This is a genomic window from Streptomyces lydicus (genome assembly GCF_000717345.1).
Taxonomy (GTDB): domain Bacteria; phylum Actinomycetota; class Actinomycetes; order Streptomycetales; family Streptomycetaceae; genus Streptomyces; species Streptomyces lydicus.
This window is the reverse complement of sequence record NZ_JNZA01000037.1, coordinates 23325-45441: the sequence shown is the minus strand read 5'-3', so window position 1 is coordinate 45441 and position 22117 is coordinate 23325. Positions and strand designations below refer to the sequence as shown.

Genomic DNA, 22117 nt, shown 5'->3' with positions numbered 1-22117 from the left:
GGCGCGATCGCCGCCTGGATGAATTGTTCGCCGAGCAGGCCGCGAGGACACCGGACCGTACAGCGGTCGTCTTCGAGGGCCGGGCGGTGAGTTACCGCGAGCTCGACGCCCGGGCCGAGCGCCTCGCCGCCGTGCTGGCCGCACGGGGCGCGGGCCCCGAGCGGTTCATCGCGCTGCTGCTCCCCCGCTCCGCCGACCTGGTCGTGGCCCTCCTCGCCGTGCTGAAGTCCGGCGCGGGCTACGTCCCGATCGACCCGGAGTACCCGGCCGACCGCATCGCCTACATCCTCGGCGACGCGCGGCCGGTGACGACGATCACCACCGCCGGCCTGCGGGACGAGCTGGCCGGCGCGGCCGGGACGGACTCCGCGGACGGCGCGGCCGGGACCGACTGGCTGGTCATGGAGGAGTGGGAGCGGCAGGCGGCCGACCTCCGGGAGCGGACCGGGGCGCGGCAGCCGTCCGCCCCGGCCGCCCCGCGGTCGCCGGAGAACCCCGCCTACGTCATCTACACCTCCGGCTCCACCGGCCGGCCCAAGGGCGTGGTCGTCCCGCACAGCAACGTGGGGCGGCTGCTGTCGTCCACCGCGCACTGGTACGGCTTCGATGAGCAAGACGTCTGGCCGCTGTTCCACTCCTTCGCCTTCGATGTGTCGGTCTGGGAGATCTGGGGGGCGCTGCTGCACGGCGGCAAGCTGGTGGTCGTCCCGCACGCCACCACCCGCGCCCCCGCCGACTTCCTGCGGCTGCTGGTCGAGGAGCGGGTGACCGTCCTCAACCAGACGCCGTCGGCGTTCTACCAGCTGATGGCCGCCGACCGGGAGAACCCGGAGCTGGGCGACCGACTGGCCCTGCGGTACGTGGTGTTCGCCGGTGAGGCACTGGACCTCGGCAAGCTCGCCGACTGGTACGAGCGGCACCCCGACGGCACCGCCGGCGGCCCGACGCTGGTCAACATGTACGGGATCACCGAGACCACGGTGCACTCCTCCTTCCTCGCGCTGGACCGCGAGCTCGCCGCGCACGCCCCCGGCAGCGCCGTCGGCGTGGCCATTCCGGACCTGACCTTCCACGTCCTCGACGAGGACCTGCGGCCGGTCCCGGTGGGCGCCGAGGGCGAGCTGTACGTGGCCGGACCCGGGCTCGCCCGGAACTACGCGGGGCGTCCCGGGCTGACCGCCGAGCGCTTCGTGGCCTGCCCGTTCGGGCCGCCCGGCGCGCGGATGTACCGCTCGGGCGACCTGGTGCGGCCGCTGCCCGACGGGGGTCTGGAGTACCTGCGGCGCAGCGACGACCAGGTCAAGATCCGCGGCTTCCGGATCGAGCTGGGCGAGATCTCCCACGCGCTGGCACAGGACGCCTCGGTTGACCAGGCCGCGGTGGTGGTGCGCGACGAGGCGTCCGGGGAGCGCCGGCTGGTGGCGTACGTCGTGCCGTCGGGCACCGCCCGCCCCACGCCGTCCCGGCTGCGCGCCGCGCTGGCCACCCGCCTGCCCGGCTACATGATCCCCACCGCCTTCCACGCCATGGCGGCCTTCCCGCTGACCGCCAACGGCAAGCTGGACCGCCGGGCGCTGCCCGCGCCGACCCGCCAGGACAGCGTCGACGCGGAGTACACCGCACCGGAGGGGCCCGCCGAGGAGGCGCTCGCCGCCATCTGGCGCGAGGTGCTCGGCGTGGCACAGGTGGGTGCCGACGACGACTTCTTCGACCTGGGCGGTGACTCGCTGTCCGTGGTCCGCGTCCTGTCGCGGATGCGGGCCGCGCTGGGGCTGCGGCTGTCGGCCGCGGAGTTCTTCGCCGCCCCCACCGTCCGGGCGCTGGCCCGCCGGCCCGAGGCGGCGGGCGCGGCCCGGGCCGAGGAGATACCGGCCGTGCCGCGCACCGGCCGGGCGCTGCCGCTGTCCTTCACCCAGCAGCGCTTCTGGCTGTTCCACGAGCTCGACCCCGGCGAGGTCGAGTACAACGTGCACTCGGCGCTGCGGCTGCGCGGCCCCCTCGACCCGGCCGCGCTGCGCACCGCCCTGGCCGGGCTGATCACCCGTCACGAGCCGCTGCGCACGACCGTGGTGTCCGAGGACGGCCGGCCCGCCGCGGTGATCGCCCCCGCCGAGGGCTTCCCGGTGCCGCTGACCCTGGAGGACCTCTCCGCGCTGACCGGCGAGGAGCAGGAGGCCGCCCTGCAGCGGCTGCTGGCCGAGGAGACCGGCCGGCCGTTCGACCTGGCCGCCGGGCCGGTGCTGCGGGTGCTGCTGATCCGCCGCAGCGAACGCGACCACGTGCTGGTCATCGGCCTGCACCACCTCGCCACCGACGGCTGGTCGATGGGGCTGATCGCCGACGAGCTGAGCCTGCGCTACGACGCCGCGTGCCGCGGGGTGCCCGCCGCCCTGGAGCCGCTGCCGGTCCGCTACGGCGACTACGCCGCCTGGCAGCGCGCCACCGCCGACGACGGCCGGCTGGCGCCGCAGCTCACCTACTGGCGCGAGCGGCTGGCGGGCGTGGCCCCGCTCCAGCTGCCCACCGACCGGCCCCGGCCCGCGGTGAAGACCTCGTCCGGTGCGGCGCACCGCTTCACCCTCGACCGCCGGCTGGTGGCCGGTCTCAAGGAGGTCGGCGCCGCCCACGGTGCGACCCTCTTCATGACGCTGACCGCCGCGCTGCAGGTCCTGCTCGCGCGCTGGTCCGGGCAGCAGGACATCGCGCTGGGCACCGCCGTCTCCGGCCGCGACCACCCCCAGGTGGAGCGCCTGGTCGGCTCGTTCATCAACACCGTGGTGCTGCGCTCCGACGTGCGCGGCGAGCTGCCGTTCGGCGACTTCCTCGGCGAGGTGCGGGAGACCGTGCTGGGCGCCTTCGCGCACCAGGACGTGCCGTTCGACCAGGTCGTGGACGCGCTGGGCGCCGAGCGGGACCCGAGCCGTACGCCGGTGATCCAGGCGATGCTGCTGCTGCAGAACGCCCCGGCCGGCGCCGAGGAGTTCGCCGGGCTGCGCACCGCGACCGTCGCGCTGCCGCGGCCGGCCGCGATCTTCGACCTCACGGTGGAGTTCACCGAGCGGGCCGGCGCGCTGGACGTGATGGTCGAGTACAACACCGACCTGTTCGACGCGGCGACCGTCGAGCGGCTGGCGGGCCATCTGCGGGAGCTGCTGGACGCCGTCCGCACCGCGCCGCGCGCCCAGGTGCGCGACCTGCCGCTGCTGACGGCGGACGAGCGCGAGACGCTGCTGACCGTCTGGAACGACACCGCCGTCGAGCCGCCGACCACGCTCCCCGTGCACCGGCAGTTCGCCGAGCGGGCCCGCCGGACCCCCGACGCGCTCGCCGTCACGCACCGCGAGGGGACCCTGACGTATGCCGAACTGGAGCTGCACGCCAACCGGTTGGCGCACTACCTGACGGCGCTGGGCGTCGGCCGGGGCACGCCCGTCGTGCTGAACCTGGAGCGCAGGCCGCAGCTGATCGTGGCGATGCTCGCGGTGCTCAAGGCGGGCGGCGCGTACGTGCCGACCGCGCCGGAGACCCCGGCGGCGCGGCTCGGCAACCTGCTGGCGGAGACCGGCACCCCGGTGCTGCTGACCACCGGGCGGCAGGCCGGTCTGCTGCCGCCGACCGGAGCCGCCGTCATCGACCTCGACGCGGCCGCGCCGGACGTGGCCCGCTGCCCCGGGCACGACCCCCTGGTGGAGACCGGCCCCGACGACCTCGCGTACATCGTCTACACCTCCGGGTCCACCGGGCGGCCCAAGGGTGTCGCGGTGCCGCACAGCGCGCTGACCGACTACTGCGCCTGGCACAACGACGCACTGGCCGTCGGCCCCGAGGACCGTGGTTCCTCCGTGGTCGGGCTGGCCTTCGACGTGGCGGTCGGCGAGGTGTGGCCGTACCTGTGCGCGGGCGCCCGGGTGGACCAGCCCGACCAGGAGACGCTGGACGACCCGACGGCGCTGGTCGAGTGGTTCGCCGAGCGCGGCACCACGGTCGCCTACCTGCCGACCCCGCGCATCGAATCCCTGCTGGACGTCCCCGCGATCGCCACCACCCGGCTGCGCACCGTCCTGGTCATTGGTGACGCGCTGCGCCGCCGGCCGCAGCCCGGACTGCCGTTCGCGCTGGTGAACGCCTACGGGCCGGCGGAGGCGACGGTCGCCGCCACCCAGGCGGTGGTGGAGCCGCTCGGCCCCACCGCGCCGCCCGGGCTGCCGTCCATCGGCGCCCCGCTGTACAACACCGCCGTCTACGTCCTCGACGACCGGCTGTGCCCGGTGCCCGTCGGGGTGCCCGGCGAGCTGTACCTCGCCGGCGCGGGCCTGGCGCGCGGCTATCTCGGCCGCCCCGACCTGACCGCCGAGCGGTTCGTCGGCTGCCCCTTCGGGCCGCCCGGAGCGCGGATGTACCGGACCGGAGACATCGTGCGACGGCTGCCGGACGGCACGCTGGACTTCCTCGGCAGGGTCGACAACCAGGTCAAGCTGCGCGGCTACCGCATCGAACTCGGCGAGATCGAGAGCGAGCTGGCCCGCCACCCGGACCTCGCGCAGGTCTTCGTCACGGTCCGCGAGCCGGCCCCCGGTCGCCGGTCCCTGGTGGCCTACGTCGTCGCCGCCCAGGACGCCGCACCCGACCCGCGGGAGCTCGCCGGGCACCTCGCCGCCGCCCTGCCGGAGTACATGGTGCCGTCGGCCTTCGTGCTGCTCGACGCGCTGCCGCTGACCGCGAACGGCAAGATCGACCGGCGGGCGCTGCCCGATCCGGAGCCGGCCGCGGGCGGCGACGCCCCCTACGTCGCGCCCCGCGGCGAGATCGAGGAGACGCTGGCCGCCGTCTGGGCCGAGGTGCTCGGCCTCGAACGGATCGGCGTGCACGACAACTTCTTCACCCTGGGCGGCGACTCGATCGCCGGGCTCCAGGTCGCCGTACGCGCCCGCCGGGCCGGTCTGCGGCTGACCTCCAAGGACCTGTTCCGGCGGCAGACCATCGCGGCGCTGGCCCCCGTCGTGACGGTGGAGCGGGAGCCGGCGGACGCGCCGGACGCACCGGCCCGCCCGGCGTTCGCGCTGAGCGGCCTGGACGCGACCGGGGTGGCGCGGCTGTCCGCGGCCGGCGGCCCGGCCGAGGACGCCTACCCGCTGACGCCCATGCAGAGCGGCCTGCTCTTCCACCACCTGATGGACGCCGAACACGGCCTGTACGTCGAGCAGTTCCAGCTGCCCCTGGACAACATCCGTGAGCCGGAACTGCTCGCCGACGCCTGGCAGCGGGTCGCCGCCCGCACCCCGGTGCTCCGCAGCGACCTGGTCTGGGACGGCCTCGCCGAGCCCCTCCAGGTCATCCGCTCCGACGTGCGGATACCGGTGACCCACCTCGACTGGACGGCGCTGGACGAGGACGGGCAGCGCGCCGAGCTGGCGCGCCACCTGGCCGCGGACCGCGCCCGGGCCCTGGACCTGCACCGCGCGCCGCTGATGCGGCTCGCCCTGGCCCGGCTCGGCGGCGGCCGGCTCCGGCTGGTGTGGACCTTCCACCATCTGCTGCTGGACGGCTGGAGCGCCCTTCAGGTGCTCGCGGAGGTGCTCGCCGAGTACGCCGCGCTCGCCGACGGCGTACCGCACACCCCCCGGGAACGCGGCAGCTACGCCGACTTCGTCGGCTGGCTGGCCGGGCAGGACAGCACGGCCGCCGAGAAGTACTGGCGCACCGCGCTCACCGGCTGGGAGTCGCCCACCCCGCTGCCGTACGACCGGCCGCGCACCGACGTCCGCCAGGCCACGCCCGACGCCGGGCTGGAGCTGCGGCTGCCGGCCGCGGAGACCGCCCGGCTGGGTGCCGTGGCCAAGCGGGCCGGGGTGACCCTGAACACCGTGGTGCAGGGCCTGTGGGCGCTGCTGCTGGCCCGCCACAGCGGTGAGCGGGACGTGCTGTTCGGCGCCACCGTCGCCGGCCGCCCGGACGACCTGGCCGACGCCGAGTCGGTGATCGGGCTGTTCATCAACACCCTCCCGGTGCGGATCGACGTCGACCCGGACGCCGCTCTGCCCGACTGGCTGCGCCGGGTGCAGGACGGACAGGCCGAGGCGCGGGCGCACGAGCAGGTCTCGCTGCCCCAGGTCCAGGGGTGGGCGCCGGAGCGCGCGGACGGCGGGCTCTTCGACAGCGTGCTGGCCTTCGAGAACTTCCCCGCCGACGTCGGCATCGCCGCGAAGTACGGCCTGCGGCTGGCGGCGATCGAGGCCACCAACACCTCCAACTACCCGCTGAACGCCATCGTCTACGGCGGCGACGAGCTGACCGTGGTGCTGCGCTACGACTCCGCGCTCTTCGACGCCGGCACCGTGGCGCGGCTGGCCGGTCATCTGCGCACGCTGCTGACGGAGACCGCGCACGACCCCGACCGGCGGGTCGGTGAGCTGCCCATGCTCACCGCGGCCGAGCGGCACACCCTCGTCGAGAGCTGGACCGACACCGCCTCGGCGTACCCGGTCGACCGCCGGCTGGACACGGTCATCGCCGAACGGGCCGCGGCCCGGCCCGACGCGGTGGCCGTCGTCGACGGCGGCCGGCAGGTGACCTACCGCGAGCTGGACCGGCGGGCCAACCGGCTCGCGCACCACCTGCGCGCCGCGGGCGTGGGCCGGGAGGCGCTGGTCGGGATCGCCGTGGAACGCAGCGCGGAGGTCGTCGTCGCCATCCTCGGCACCCTCAAGGCGGGCGCCGCGTACGTGCCGCTCGACCCGGAGTTCCCCGCGCAGCGGCTGGCCGCGATGCTGGCCGAGTCCCGGCCCGCGGTGCTGCTCACCCAGGAACACCTGCTGGCCGGGCTGCCGCCGACCGACGCCACGGTGGTGTGCGTGGACCGGGACCTGGCGGCCGTCGAGGCGCACCCGGACGGGGCGCCGGAGACCGTGGGTGACGCCGGCGACCTGGCGTACGTCACCTACACGTCGGGGTCGACCGGCCGCCCCAAGGGCGTGATGATCACCCACCGGTCGCTGTACAACATCGTCACCGAGGCGATCCGGCTGTACGACCTCGGCCCGGACAGCCGGATGCTGCAGTTCTACACAATGAGCTTCGACGGCGGTGTCTGGGAGGTCTTCCTGACGCTGGCGTCCGGAGCGACCCTGGTGATCGCGGACCCCGAGGCCCGGCAGAGCCCGGCCCGGCTCGCCGAGCAGCTGCGGGCGGAGGCGGTCACCGCGCTGACCCTGCCGCCGGCCGTCGCGGCGGTGCTGGACGCGGCCGCGCTGCCCGGCGTGCGCAGTCTGGGGCTCGCCGGCGACGTGCTGGCACCCGAACTCGCCCGCGAGTGGGCGCGGGGCCGCCGGCTGTTCAACATCTACGGTCCCAGCGAGGCCACCCTGTCGGTGGCGCTGCACCGCGTCGACCCCGCGGCGTCCGGTCGCCGGGTGCCGCTCGGGCCGCCGGTGCCCAACACCCGCTTCTACGTGCTCGACGAGCGGCTGGCGGTGGTCCCGGTCGGGGTCACCGGCGAGCTGTACCTCGGCGGGGCGGGCCTGGGCCGCGGCTACCTCGGCCGGCCCGATCTGACCGCGCAGCGCTTCGTCGCCGACCCGTTCGGCCCGCCCGGGACCCGGCTCTACCGCACCGGTGACCTGGTGCGCTGGACGGCCGAGGGGCAACTGGAGTTCGCCGGGCGGGTGGACAACCAGGTCAAGATCCGCGGCTACCGGGTCGAGCCCGCCGAGGTGGAGAGCGCCCTGCTGCGCCGGCCCGGCGTCGCGGAGGCGGCGGTGGTCGCCCGGGACGACGGGAGCGGGCACAAACGGCTGGTCGGCTACGTCGTGGCGGACGACGCGGCCGCCGGGGACGCGGCACCGGACACCGCCGCGCTGCTGCGCACCCTGGCGGGCGAACTGCCCGGCTACATGGTGCCCTCGGCGCTCGTCGTGCTCCCGGCGCTGCCGCTGGGGCCGACCGGCAAGGTCGATGTGCGGGCGCTGCCCGCGCCGGATCCGGCCGGCCACGGCACAGCCGAGCCGGTCGCCCCCCGCACGCCCACCGAGGAGGCCCTCGCCGTCATCTGGGCGGAGTTGCTGGGCCTGCCGCAGGTCGGCGTCGAGGACGACTTCTTCGACCTCGGCGGCGACTCCGTCACCAGCCTGCGACTGATGTCGCGGATCGGCGGTGCGTTCGGCGTGGAGGTCTCACCCCGCGACTTCTTCGACGCCCCCACCATCGCCGCCCTAGCCGAGCGCCTGGAGGACACGATCCTGGCGCAGTTGGAAGAAGCCGTCGGAGGCGGCGCCCTATGACCAGCTCTGCAGCGGACCAGCCCGAGAACCCCACCGCCCCCGCGTCGCGCGCCGCGCGCACCGCCGCCCTGCCCGCCCACGTCCAGGAGCTGCTGCGCGCCCGGCTCGCCGGCCGGGCCCCCGCGGCCGGCGGCGCGGACCGCGTCCCGCGCCTGGACCACGACGGGCCGGTCGCGCTCTCGCCCGCCCAGGAACGCCTGTGGTACCTGTACGAACTCGACCCGGACAGCAACGAGTACAACACCCTGCGGGTGCTGCGGCTGCGCGGCGAGCTCGACCCGGTCGCGCTGCGCGGGGCGCTGGCCGCGGTCGTCACCCGGCACGGCGCGCTGCGCACCACCTTCGACTCCCGTGACGGGCACGCCGAGCAGACCGTGCATCCGCCCGTCCGGCCGCCGCTGCCGCTGGTCGACCTGTCGGCGGCGGACGGCGACGAGCGGGACGACGCGCTCGCGACCCTGCTGCTGGCGGAGGCACGGCGCCCCTTCGACCTGCGCCGCGGCCCGGTGCTGCGGGCCCAGCTGATCCGGCTGGCGGCCGACGACCACGTGCTCGCGCTGGGCCTGCACCACATCGTCACCGACGGCTGGTCGATGGGCGTGCTGCTGCGCGAGCTGACCGCCCACTACGCCGCGGCACTGCGCGGCGAGCCGGCCGCGCTGCCGGAACTCCCGGTGCGCTACACCGATGTCGCGGTGTGGCAGCGCGAGCGGCTGACCTCCGCGCGGCTCACCGAGGGCCTCGACCACTGGCGCCGCGAGCTGGCCGGGCTGGTCCCGCTCGACCTGCCGACGACCCGGCAGCGGCCGCCGGTGCGCACCAGCGCCGGCGCGCTGCACTCCTTCACGGTCCCCGAGCAGCTCACCGCCCGGCTCAAGGAGCTGGGCCGGGACAGCGGCGCCACCCTGTTCATGACGCTGGTCGCCGCGGTGCAGCTGCTGCTGGCGCGCCGGACGGGGCAGCGGGACCTCGCGGTGGGCACCGCCGCGGCCGGCCGCGGCCGGCCGGAGACCGAGAACCTGATCGGCTTCTTCGTCAACAACCTGGTGCTGCGGGCCCGGATCGACGAGACGCGCTCCTTCACCGAGCTGCTGCGGGCGGTGCGCGACACGGTCCTGGACGCCTTCGCGCACGAGGACGTGCCGTTCCAGCGGGTCGTCGAGGCGCTGCGCCCCGAGCGCGACCCCAGCCGGCCGCCGCTGGCCGAGGTCGCGGTGAACCTGCACAACACCCCGGGCGGCACGACCGGGCTGCCGGGGCTGCGGATCGAGGAGGTGCCGCCGCCGGTGGTCACCTCCAGCATGGAGCTGTCCTTCGACTTCACCGAGCACGACGGCCGGCTCGACGGCCATCTCACGTACAACACCGACCTGTTCGACGCGGACGACGCCGCGCGGATCGCGGCGCAGCTGCTGACCCTGCTGGCGGACCTTGCCCTGCGTCCCGCCACCCCGGTGGCGGAGCTGGCCGTGCTGCCGGACGACGAACTGCGCGAGGTGACCGAGGACTGGGCGCAGACCGGGTCCGGCGCCCCCGCGCGCACCACCCCGGAGCTGTTCGCCGCGCAGGTGGCCCGCGCCCCGGAGGCGGACGCGCTGGTCTCCGACGAGGAGACCCTCAGCTACGCCGAGCTGGACGCCCGCACGAACCGGTGGGCCCGGCTGCTGCTGGAGCACGGGGCGGGCCCGGAGACGCTGGTGGCGCTGGCGCTGCCCCGCTCCGCGCTGACCGTCGAGGCGATCCTGGCGGTGCAGAAGGCCGGCGCCGCGTATCTGCCGCTGGACCCGAGGAACCCCGCGGAACGCCACCGCATGATGGTGCAGGACGCCCGCCCGCTGCTGGTGCTGACCGCGTCGGGCTTCGACGGCGGCACGGACCTCGGCGCGCCCGCGCTGGTCCTGGACGACCCGGGCGTGCGCGCCGCCGCCGGCCGGCACTCCACCGCTCCGCTGACCGCCGGCGAGCTGGCCGGCCCGCTGCTGCCCGGCCACCCCGCGTACGTCATCTACACCTCCGGCTCCACCGGCCGCCCCAAGGGCGTGGTGGTCACCCACGCCGGTGTGCACGGCCTGGTCGCCGCGCAGTCGGCGCACTTCCGTACGGGTCCCGGCGCGCGGGTGCTGTCGTTCGCCTCGCTCGGCTTCGACGCGGCCTTCTCCGAGCTGGGGATGGCGCTGCTGGCGGGCGGTGCGCTGGTCGTCGTCGGCCAGCAGCGGATCCTGCCCGGCGAGCCGCTCGCCGGGGTGCTCGCCGAGCACCGGGTCAGCCATGTGACGCTGCCGCCGGGCGCGCTGTCCGCGCTCACCCCGGGCACGCTGCCGGCGGACCTGACGCTGATCGTGGCCGGCGAGGCGTGCCCGCCCGCGGTGGCCCGCGCCTGGTCCGCCCACCACCGCATGATCAACGCGTACGGCCCCACCGAGTCCACGGTCTGCGCCACCATGAGCCGGCCGCTGGACCCGGACGGCGTGGGCGAGTCCGTGCCGATCGGCCGCCCGCTGTCCGGCGTCCGGGTGCAGGTGCTGGACGACCGGCTGCGCCCGGTGCCGGCCGGCGTGCCCGGCGAGGTGTACCTCTCCGGCACCGCGCTGGCCCGCGGCTACCTCGGGCGGCCGGCGCTGACCGCCGAGCGGTTCGTCGCCGACCCCTACGGCCCGCCCGGCAGCCGGATGTACCGCACCGGCGACCGTGCCCGCTGGCTGCCCGGCGGCGACCTGGACTACCTGGGCCGCACCGACGACCAGGTCAAACTGCGGGGCTTCCGGATCGAGCTCGGCGAGGTCGAGGCGGTGCTGTCCCGCCACGACGCGGTCACCGCGGTGGCCGCCGCGGTCCACAAGGACGAGCGGGGCACCCGCCGCCTGGTGGCGTACGCCGTGCCGGCCCGCGCCGCGGACACCGATGTCAGCGCCGGGCTCCGGGAGTTCGCCCGGCAGGCGCTGCCCGAGCACATGGTGCCGTCGGTGTTCGTCCTGCTGGACCGGCTGCCGCAGAACGCCAACGGGAAGGTCGACCGGCGGGCGCTGCCCGCACCCGACCTGCGGCGCGACGGCAGCAACGCCCGGATCGCCCCGCGCACCCCGGCGGAGGAGACGCTGGCGCGCATCTGGTCGGAGGTGCTGGGCGTCACCGACCTCGGCGTGGAGGACAACTTCTTCGACCTGGGCGGCGACTCCATCCTCAGCCTCCAGGTCGTGGCGCGGGCCCGGGCCGCCGGGCTGCGGGTGACGGCCAAGCAGACCTTCCTGCGGCAGACGATCGCCGACCTGGCCGCCGAGGCCGTCGCCGAGGCGGACGCCGCCCCGCGGGCGGCGGACCGGGGCCCGGTCTCCGGGGAGCTGCCGCTCACCCCCATCCAGCACTGGTTCTTCGCCACCCTGGGCGACAGCCTGGAGCAGTTCAACCAGTCGCTGTACCTGGAGCTGGCCGAGACCCCCGACCACGATGCGCTGCGCACCGCCCTGGCCGCGCTGACCGCACAGCACGACGCGCTGCGCCTGCGCGCGACGCCCGACGGTGACGGCGGGTGGCGGCTGCACAACGCCCCGGCGGAGACCGGTGAACTCCTCGTCCACACCGACCTGTCCGGTGAACCGGCCGAGGCGCAGGACGCCGCGATGGCGGCCGCGACCGACGCGGCGCAGCGCGGGTTCCGGCTGGCCGAGGGGCCGTTGCTGCGGGCCCGGCTGTTCACCCTGGGCGCCGGCCGCCCGCCCCGGCTCTACGTCGTCGCGCACCACCTCGTCGTCGACGGCATGTCCTGGCGGATCCTGCTGGCCGACCTGGAGACCGCCTACCGCCAGGCGGCGGCCGGACGGCCGGTCGACCTGGGACCCCGCACCACCTCGTTCCGCGACTGGGCGCACCGGCTGGCCCGGCACACCGCCGAGGGCGGCCTGGACGACGAACTCCCGTACTGGCAGGGCGTCCAGGAGGAGGCGCGGCGGGCCGCCCCGCTGCCCCTCGACGGACCGGCGCCGGAGGGCGAGAACACCGCGGGCTCGGCCCGCACGGTCTCCGTACGGCTCTCCGCGGACGGCACCGACGCGCTGCTGCGGCAGGTGCCCGAGGCGTACCGCACGCAGATCAACGACGTGCTGCTGAGCGCGCTCGGCCGGGTGCTCGCCGACTGGGCGGGCGGCGACCGGGTGCTGGTCGCCCTGGAGGGCCACGGCCGCGAGGACCTCTTCGACGACGTCGACCTCACCCGTACCGTCGGCTGGTTCACCACTGTCTTCCCGGTCGCCCTGCGGATGCCCGCCGACCGGGACTGGGGAGCGGTCCTCAAGAGCGTCAAGGAGCAGCTGCGGGCGGTGCCGCGCAACGGCCTGGGCCACGGCGCGCTGCGCCACCTCACCGGGCCAGGCAGCCCGCTCGCCGACACCCCGGAACCCGAGGTCAGCTTCAACTACCTGGGCCAGATGGACGTGGACGCCGCCCCCGGCGGGCTGGCCCGCGCCCTGCTGGACAGCGAGGGCGCCGAGCGGGCCGCGACACAGGCCCGGCCCCAGCTGCTGGAGATCAACGGCCAGGTGACCGGCGGCCGGCTGGAGTTCCACTGGACCTACTCCGCCGACCGGCACCGCACCGAAACCGTCGAGCGGCTGGCCGGAGCCTTCATGGCCGCGCTGGAGGCGATCGTGGCGCACTGCGCCGCGCCCGGCTCCGGCGGCGCCACCCCGTCCGACTTCCCGCTGGCCGCCCTCGACCAGGCCACCGTCGACCGGATCGCCGGCGACGGCCGCACCGTCGAGGACATCTACCCGCTGACGCCGATGCAGAGCGGCATGCTCTTCCACGCGCTGAGCGAGTCCGGCCGCGACCCGTACACCGGGCACTTCGGCGTCCGGATCGACGGGGTCGGCGACCCCGGGGCGCTGGCCGATGCCTGGCAGCAGGTCGTCGACCGGACCCCGGCGCTGCGCACCTGTGTGGTCTGGCAGGACGTCGCCGAGCCGCTCCAGGTGGTCCGCGCGGGCGTCCGGGTGCCGGTCACCCACCTCGATCTGCGGGCGCGCTCCGAGGAGGACCGGCAGGCCGCCCTGGACGAGCTGTGGGAGCGGCGCACGGACACCGTCATCGACCTCGCCGAGGCCCCGCCGCTGCGGCTGACCATCGCCCGGCTCGACGACACCGCGGTGCAGCTGTACTGGACCTCGCACCACATCCTGATGGACGGCTGGAGCTTCGCCGGCCTGCTGTCCGAGGTGTGCGCGCGCTACGCCGCGCTGACCGGCGGCCCGCCCCCGGCGGCCCCGGCCCGCCGCCCGTACCGCGACTACGTGCGCTGGCTCGCAGAGCAGGACCGCGAGGCCGCCGAGGCGCACTGGCGGTCGGTGGTCGACGGCTTCGGCGTGCCGACCCCGCTGCCCTTCGACCGGCTGCCGGTGAAGGCGCACGGCACCCGCTCCTCCCGCGAGGTCCGGCTGCGGCTGTCCGCGGCCCGCTCCGGACGGCTGACCGAGGCCGCCCGGGCGGCCCGGCTGACCGTCAACACGCTGGTCCAGGGCGCCTGGGCGGTGCTGCTGGCCCGCTACGGCGGCACCGACGACGTGTGCTTCGGCACCACCGTCTCGGGCCGTCCCGCGACCCTCCCCGGCGCCGAGTCGATGGCGGGCCTGTTCATCAACACCGTTCCGGTGCGGGCCCGGCTCGACGGCACCCCGGCCGTGGACTGGCTGCGCCGCCTCCAGGGCGACCAGCTCGACTCCCGGCAGTACGAGCACGTCTCGCTGGCGCAGATCCAGCGCTGGAGCGGCGTACCGGCCGGCACCAACCTCTTCGACAGCATCGTCGTCTTCGAGAACTACCCCTACGACGAGGACGCCGCCGCCGCGCACGGCCTCGCCCTCGGCACCTTCCAGGGCGACGAGGTCACCAACTACGCGCTCACCCTGACCGCGTACGCGGCCGACGAGCTGCACCTCAACCTGGGCTACGACCCCGACCTGTTCGACGAGGCGACCGCGCGGCGGATGGCCGGGCACCTGGCGACGCTGCTCGACGGCATCGCCGCCGCGCCGGACACCCCGGTGGACGATCTCCCGCTGCTCGACGCCGAGGAGCGCGCGCGGCTGCTCGACGGGTGGAACGACACCACCGCCGCGTTCCCGCCGCCGCGGCCGGTCCACGAGCTGTTCGCCGAACGGGCCGCCCGCACCCCCGACGCGGTGGCGGTCCGCGACGCCGGACGGGAGCTGACCTTCGCCGCGCTGGAGGCCCGCGCCAACCGGCTGGCGCACCACCTCGTCGGCCTAGGCGTCGCCCCGGGCACGCTGGTCGGGGTGTGCGCCGACCGCGGCGTGGACGCCGTGGTGGCGCTGCTGGGCGTGCTGCGGGCCGGCGGCGCCTTCGTCCCGCTCGACCCCGCCTATCCGGCGGAGCGGCTGCGGGTGATGCTGGAGGACGCCGCGGTACCGGTCGTGGTGACCGAGGAACGGCTGCTGGACCGGACCGCCGGGCACGACGCGGTCACCGTGTGCCTGGACCGCGATCTGCCCCTGCTGGAGGAGCTGCCGGCCCGCCCGCCGTACGTCCCGGTGACGCCGGAGGACCTGGCGTACGTCGTCTACACCTCGGGCACCACCGGGCGCCCCAAGGGCGTGATGGTCGAGCACCGGCACGTCCACCACATGGTGCACGCCTGGGACCGGCGCTACGGGCTGGCCGCGCTGCGGCCGCGCGCCCTGTCGGTCTCCAGCATCTCCGTCGACCTGTTCTTCAGCGACTTCCTGCTCTCCGCCCTCTTCGGCGGCACGATGGTGATCTGCCCGCAGGACGCCGTCGCCGACCAGGTGGCGCTGACCGACCTGCTGCTGGAGAGCCGGGCGCAGCTGATGGTGACGGTGCCGACGCTGGCGCGCGCGGTGGTCGCCGAGCTGACCTGGCGCGGTGTCCGGCCGGAGGAGCTGCGGGTGCTGATGGTCGGCTCCGAGGGCTGGCCGGCCGACGCCGCCACCGAGATCCTGGCCGGCCTCGCACCGGGCACGGTGCTGGTCAACGCGTACGGATCGACCGAGACCACGGTCGACTCCACGGTCTTCCAGCTCGGCCGCGACCCGCTGGGCGACGCCGCCTTCGTCCCGGTCGGCCGGCCGCTCGCCAACACCCGGATCTACGTGCTGGACGGGCGGATGCGGCCGGTGCCCACCGGCGTCGTCGGCGAGTGCTACATCGGCGGCGACGGCGTCTCGCGCGGCTATCTGGGCCGCCCGGAGCTGACCGCCGAGCGGTTCCTCGACGACCCGTTCGCACCGGAGCCGGGCGCCCGGATGTACCGGACCGGCGACCTGGCGCGCTGGCGCGCCGACGGCAACCTCGAATGCCTGGGCCGGGTCGACGACCAGGTCAAGATCCGCGGCTTCCGGGTCGAACTGGGCGAGGTGGAGGCGGTACTGGCCCGGCACCCCTCGGTCGCCGCGGCGGCCGCCGCGGTGCGCAAGGACGACGGCGGTCCGGCCCGGCTGGTCGGCTACGTGGTGCCCGCCGCGGGCGGCACCCCCGACCCCGCCGAGCTGCGGGCGTTCGCCACCGAACGGCTGCCCGCGCCCGCCGTCCCCACCGCGTACGTGGTGCTGGACGCGCTGCCGATGACGCCGAGCGGCACCGTCTCCCGGCGCGCCCTGCCGGCCCCGGCCGGCGCGCAGGACCCGGCCCGCCCGTACGCCCCGCCGTCCAGCGGCACCGAGCTGCTGCTCTGCGGGATCTGGCAGGAGGTCCTGGGCGTCGAACGGGTCGGCGTGCACGACAACTTCTTCGAGCTGGGCGGCGACTCGATCCTCAGCATCCGGGTCATCTCCCGGATCCGGGCGGCGCTGGGGCTCGCCCCCTCGCCCCGCCAGCTCTTCGACACCCCGACGGTGGCCGCGCTGGCCGCCGTCCTCGCCGAGGAGTCGCCCTCGACGGCCGTCGACGTCCCGCTGGAGCCGGCCGACCGCGGCACACCGCTGCCGCTGTCGTCCGCCCAGCAACGCCAGTGGTTCCTGCACGACTTCGACCCGGACAGCAGCGAGTACCACATCGTCACCGGGCTGCGGCTCGGCGGTGAGCCGGACCGCGCGGCGCTGGGGCAGGCACTGACCGGGCTCGTCGCCCGGCACGAGGCGCTGCGGACCACCTACGCGGCGGCCGACGGCGGCGCCCGGCAGATCGTGCACCCGGCGGGCGAGGTGGCCTGTGCGCTCACCGACCTGACCGGGGTGCCCGAGGAGCGGCGTGAGGACGCGCTGCGCGCGCACGTCGAGCGGAGTGCGGCCCGCCCGTTCAGCCTCACCGACGGGCCGGTGCTGCGCGCCGAACTGTTCCGGCTCGGGGCCCGCGATCATCTGCTGCTGCTGGTCATCCACCACATCGCGACCGACGGCGGCTCGATGGCGGTGCTCTGCGAGGAGCTCGGCGTCCTGTACGCCGCGGCCCTGGACGGCACGGAACCGGCCCTTCCGCCGCTTCCGGTGACGTACGCGGACTACGCGGTCTGGCAGCGCCGGATGCTGTCCGGCCCGGCCCTCGACGGCCATCTCGCGTACTGGCAGCGGAAGTTGGCCGACGTACGGCCGCTGGCGCTGCCCACCGACCGGCCGCGCCCGGCGGTCCGCAGCTCCGCCGGCCGGATGCTGCTCCTGGACATCGAGCCGCGGGTGGCGGCCGGCCTGAAGGACCTGGCCCGCCGGCACGACGCGACGCTGTTCATGGTGCTCACCGCCGCGGTCCAGCTGCTGCTGGCCCGCTGGACCGGTCAGCGCGACATCGTCGTCGGCACCCCGTCGGCGGGCCGCTCGCGGCAGGAACTCGAGGGGCTCGTCGGCCTGTTCGTCAACACCGTGGCGGTGCGCACCACCGTCGACGAGAGCCGCACCTTCGGCGACCTCCTCGACACGGTCCGGTCCACCGTCCTGGAAGCCTTCGAGCACGAGGAGGTGCCGTTCGACCGGCTGGTGGAGGTGTTGCGGCCGCGCCGCGACCCGAGCCGCAACGCGGTGGTCGAGGTGTTCGTCGGGCTGGAGGCGGACCGGTCGGCCCCGCCGGAGCTGCCCGGGCTGACCGTCACCGAGGTCCCGTTCGTCAGCGGGGAGGTCAGCCACGACCTCAGCTTCGACTTCGTCGACCAGCCGGACGGGCTGCGCGCCGCGGTCGGCTACAGCACCGCGCTGTTCGACCCCGGCACCGTGGAGCGGCTGGCCGCCCGCTTCCAGGAGCTGCTCGCCGCGGTCCTGGAGGACCACCACGCGCTCGACGGCCTCGCGCCGGCGGACGCGGCGGAGGAGCGGCGGGCCGCGGCCCTGCGGGACGCCGCGTCCGCCGCGGAGCCCGAGGACCCGGACGAGGACGGGGCGCCCGCCGCCTACCGCGCGCCGGAGACCGAGGCCGAGCGGGCGCTGGCGGAGATCTGGGCCGGGGTGCTGGGCGTCTCCCGGGTGGGGACGGACGACAACTTCTTCCGGCTGGGCGGCGACTCGCTGCTGAGCATCCAGGCCGTCCAGCGCATGCGGCAGGCCGGCCTCGCGGTCACCACCAAGGACCTGTTCGTCCACCAGAGCATCCGGCCGCTGGCCGCGCTGGCCGCCGAACGGGCCGCCGCCCGGCCCGCGGAGTCCGCGCCGGCGCCGGTGGCGTACGACGGCGGTGCGGCGATCCCGCTCACCCCCGTCCAGCACGACTACTTCGCCGCCGGGCCGCTCGCCCCGCACCACTTCACCCAGTCGGTCGTGGTCGAGCTGCACCCGGAGACCGACGAGGCGGCGCTGCGGCAGGCGCTCACCGCGCTGACCGGCCACCACGAGGCACTGCGGCACCGCTTCGTCCGCGAGGACGGAGCGTGGCACCAGTACGCCACGCCGCCCCGATCGGTGGACGTGCTGCGCCGGCACGACCTGTCGGCGCTGGAGCCGTGCCAACGCGCCGCCGCGATGGACAAGTTGGCTGCGGCGGCCGACGCCGGGCTCGACCTGGCCGCCGGTGAGCTGTTCGCCGCCCTGCTGTTCGTCTTCGGGCCCGGGGAGCGGCCCACGCTGTTCCTCACCGCCCACCACCTCGTCGTCGACGGGGTCTCCTGGCGGATCCTGCTGGCGGACCTGGAGGCCGGCTACGTCCAGGCCCGCGACGGCAAACCGGTGTCGCTGGGCGCCCCGGGCAGCTCGTTCGGGCAGTGGGCGCACCGGCTCGCCGGGCACGTCGCCGACGGCGGGCTCGACGGCCAGGCCGCGTACTGGCAGGCGCTGCCGCCCGCCACCGACATCCCCCGCGACGGCGGCGGACCGCCGCTGGTCGAGTCGGTGCAGACCGTCACGGTGGAGCTGCCCGAGGACCTCACCGAGGTGCTGCTGCGCCGGTCCGCCGGGGTGTTCCGCACCCGCTTCCAGGAGGTGCTGTACGCCGCGCTGGCCGGGGTGCTGGCCCGCTGGACCGGTGAGCGCCGGGTGGTGTTCGACACCGAGGGGCACGGCAGGGAGGAACTCTTCGACGACGTCGACCTGTCGCGGACCGTCGGCTGGTTCACCACGGAGTACCCCGTCGCCCTCGACGTGGGCGAGCACCGCGACGACTGGCCGGCGCTGATCAAGGCCGTCCGCCGGCAGCTGCGGTCGCTGCCCGGGAACGGCTTCGGCTACGGCGCGCTGCGCCGGCTCGGCCCGGCCGGCACCCCGGGGGCCGCCCTCGCCGACCGGGCCCCGGCGCAGGTGGTGTTCAACTACCACGGGCAGGCCGACGACGCCCAGCGCGCCGGGGAGAGCGAGCTCTACCACGCGTTCGGCGACCCCATCGGCAGGGAGCAGCGGCCGGACGAGCTGACCGGGCACCCGGTGGAGGTGGTCGGCGCCGTCCAGGCCGGGCGGCTCCGCTTCACCTGGTACTTCTCCCGCAACGTTCACCACAGGGCCACCATCGACAAGGTGGCCGAGGACTTCGCCGACGCGCTGCGCGCCATCGCCCGGCACATATCGGAGCGATGAGGCATGGACAACGCAATGGACCACGACAGACTGCACGGCATCCTGACCGAGCTGACCGCCCGCCACCGGGTGCCCGGCGCGCAGCTCGCCGTTTTCCACGAGGGCGCGCGGTTCCTGGTGCACACGGGGGTGGCCGACACCGCCTCCGGCGCGCCCGTCGGGCCGGACACCGCCTTCCCGGTCGGCTCGCTGACCAAGCCGTTCACCGCGGCGCTGGCGATGATCCTGGTGGCCGACGGGGACGTGGACCTCGACGAGCCGCTGATCGACCAGCTGCCGGAGTTCGGCGCGGGCGCCCTGGTCACCCTCCGGCAGCTGCTCAGCCACACCGCGGGCCTGCCGTCCGACGTGGCCGAGGGCACCGCGGAGGCCGGCGGGGACCGCGCCGGGTGGGTGGCCCGGCACTGCCGCAGGACGGACCTGACCCATCCGCCGGGCACGGTCTTCTCGTACTCCAACGTGGGCTACGTCGTCGTGGGCCGGCTCATCGAGGCGGTGACCGGGATGACCTGGCAGGAGGCGATCGGCGCGGTCCTGCTCGAACCCCTGGGGCTGCGGCCGGCGTTCGTCGCCGGGCCGGAGCGCACCGGGCGGCCGGTGGCCGCCGGGCACGCCGTGCAGGCGGCCCGCGGCCGGATCGTGCCGGTGCCCGAGCAGGACCTGCCCGAGGTCGAGATGCCCAACGGCGCGCTGGCCCTGAGCGCCGGGGACCTCCTGGCGTTCGCCGGGCTGTACTTCGCCGGCTGTCCGGATCCCGAGCCGCTGGACCGGGCGACCGCCGACGACATGTGCTTCGACCAGCTCGCCTCGATGGCCGTCGGGCCGTACGGCATGGCCGACGGCTGGGGCCTGGGCTGGGCGCGGTTCGACGACGGCGCGGAGGACGTCTACGGGCACAACGGCACCGGTGACGGCACCTCCTGCCATCTGCGGTTCGACCCGGTCAACGGTTCCGCGGTCGCCCTGACCACCAACGCCAACACCGGCCAGGCGCTGTGGGACGACCTGGTGCCCCGGCTGCGGGAACTGGGCCTGGCGGTCGGCGACCGGCCGGACCCGGAGCCGCCGGCCGGCGCCGCGGCACCGCCGCCCCCGGACGGCTGCCTGGGCCGCTACACCAACGGCGACACCACGTTCGAGGTGCTGCGCGAGGACGGCGGCGGGCTGCTCCTGAGCTTCGGCGGCGCCCCGCACTCCGAGCTGCTGTGCACCCCGGACCTGCGGTTCGTCATGCGGGAGCTGGGCAGCGGCGCCCGCTCCCCGGGCCGCTTCGTGCCCGACCCGGCCACCGGGCGCATCGACTACCTCCAGATCACCGGGCGCCTCGCCCCCCGAGCCTGAGACAGGGACGGAACCGGGATGACCACCGCCCCCACGGAGACGGCGGCGGCCCGCGGTGGCGCGGCCGTGCCGTTGTCCCGCAACCGCGCCTACAACATCCTGTGGTCCAGCCAGCTGATGTCCGAACTGGCCATGGAAGTGGCCGCGGTGGCCGTCCCGCTGCTGATCCTGGCCCGCCACGGCTCGCCCCTCCAGCTGGGGCTGGCGTCCTCCGCGCTGGCCGCCGCGCACATGGTCGCGGTGGTGCCGGCGGGGATGATCGCCGACCGCTGGGACCGCCGCGCGCTGATGCTGGGCTGCCAGCTGCTGCGGGTGCTGGGCATGGCGAGCCTGGCCGGTGCGCTGCTGCTGGACCGGTACGCGTTCTGGCACGTGCTGCTGGTGGTGGTGCTGGAGGGGCTCCTCGGCTCGGTCTTCGACCCGGCCGAGCATGCGGCACTGCCGCAGGTGGTGCCGCCCGATCAGCTGTCCACGGCGGTGGCCCGCAACGCGGCCCGCCCGTACGTCGCCACCCTGGTGGGGCCGGGCGTCGCCGGTTTCCTCTTCTCCGCGCTGCCGCTCGGCCCGTTCCTGGCCAACGCGGTGATGTTCGCGCTGTCGTCGGTGGCGCTGTGCTTCCTGCGGCTGCCGCGCGGGCGGGCCGGCACGGCGGCCGGGGCGGGCACGCCGGCCGCCAACGGTGCGGACGGTACGGGTGAGGCGGACGGTACGGACGGCGCGGACGGTGCCGGGGAGCCGGCCGGCCGGGACATCGCGGCCGGGTTCCGCTGGGTGCTGGGGCAGCCGGTGATCCGCACGACGATGGCGTGGATGATGGTCACCAACCTGGTCTTCAGCGCCCTGCTGATCGTGCTGCTCGCCATGTCCGGCGAGGACCGGGTCGGCCCGGGCGAACTGGGCCTGACGATGGCCTGCTTCGGCGCCGGAGGGCTGCTCGGCGGGCTCTTCGCGGCCCGGCTGCACGCCGTGGCCCGGCCGCCGGTGATCCTCCTGGGCTTCACCTGGACCGCGGCCCTGGGCGCCGCCCTGATGGCGGTGGTGCCGACCGGCCTGCCCCAGGGTGCGCTGCTGGCCGTCATGGCCTTCTTCGCACCGCTCGCCAACACCACGGTCCTCACGTACCAGTTGACGGTCACGCCGGACGCGCTGCGGGGCCGGATGAGCGGGGTCGCCGGGTTCTGCTCCGGCGGCGCCGGTGTGGCGGGCCCGGCGCTCGGCGGGGCGCTGACCGGTCTGGCCGGCGGGGGCACGGCCGCGGTGCTGCTCTGCGCCGGCTGCCTGGTGCTGGTCGCGCTCGCGGCGACCGCCAGCCCCACCCTGCGGCGGTTCCCGGCCCCCGGACCCCGCGCCTCCTGACCGGCCCGCAGCCGGTGCGCCGGACCGGCCGGTGAGCTGCCAACTTGACTCCACGGTAAAGGACATGGAACCACCGCGGGGTTCCGGCGATGCTCGGAGATCACCAACTGGAGATGTCCGCGCGACCTCGGTGCGGGGGTCCCGGGTCGGTCCTCAGGACCCGTCCGGGCCACTTCGGCGGTGCGCCGCGCGGCC

At 75.6% G+C, this 22117-nt stretch carries 3 protein-coding genes and 1 pseudogene; all 4 read left to right on the top strand.

The genetic code is table 11. The features are described 5' to 3' along the window. Positions 1-23: 23 nt before the first annotated feature. Positions 24-8276: pseudogene (locus tag OO62_RS29060) on the top strand (amino acid adenylation domain-containing protein); the annotation flags it as partial. Then, positions 8273-19225, top strand: coding sequence for a non-ribosomal peptide synthetase (locus OO62_RS29055; RefSeq protein ID WP_051733695.1), 10953 nt, complete (start codon positions 8273-8275; stop codon positions 19223-19225). The pseudogene OO62_RS29060 and the gene OO62_RS29055, both read left to right, overlap by 4 nt. Before the next feature lie 15 nt (positions 19226-19240). Further along, a complete protein-coding gene (locus OO62_RS29050) occupies positions 19241-20566 on the top strand; it encodes a serine hydrolase domain-containing protein (protein WP_033270602.1) in 1326 nt (441 codons plus the stop codon). 18 nt (positions 20567-20584) lie between these two features. After that, complete coding sequence (locus OO62_RS29045; protein ID WP_051733694.1) at positions 20585-21922, top strand: MFS transporter; 1338 nt, start codon at positions 20585-20587, stop codon at positions 21920-21922. The last annotated feature ends 195 nt before the right edge of the window (positions 21923-22117 follow it).

What these genes read in the sequence shown, in the direction of transcription:
- OO62_RS29055 (WP_051733695.1), top strand. Translation starts at nt 8,273, where the DNA reads ATGACCAGCTCTGCAGCGGACCAGCCCGAGAACCCCACCGCCCCCGCG.
- OO62_RS29050 (WP_033270602.1), top strand. Translation starts at nt 19,241, where the DNA reads ATGGACCACGACAGACTGCACGGCATCCTGACCGAGCTGACCGCCCGC.
- OO62_RS29045 (WP_051733694.1), top strand. Translation starts at nt 20,585, where the DNA reads ATGACCACCGCCCCCACGGAGACGGCGGCGGCCCGCGGTGGCGCGGCC.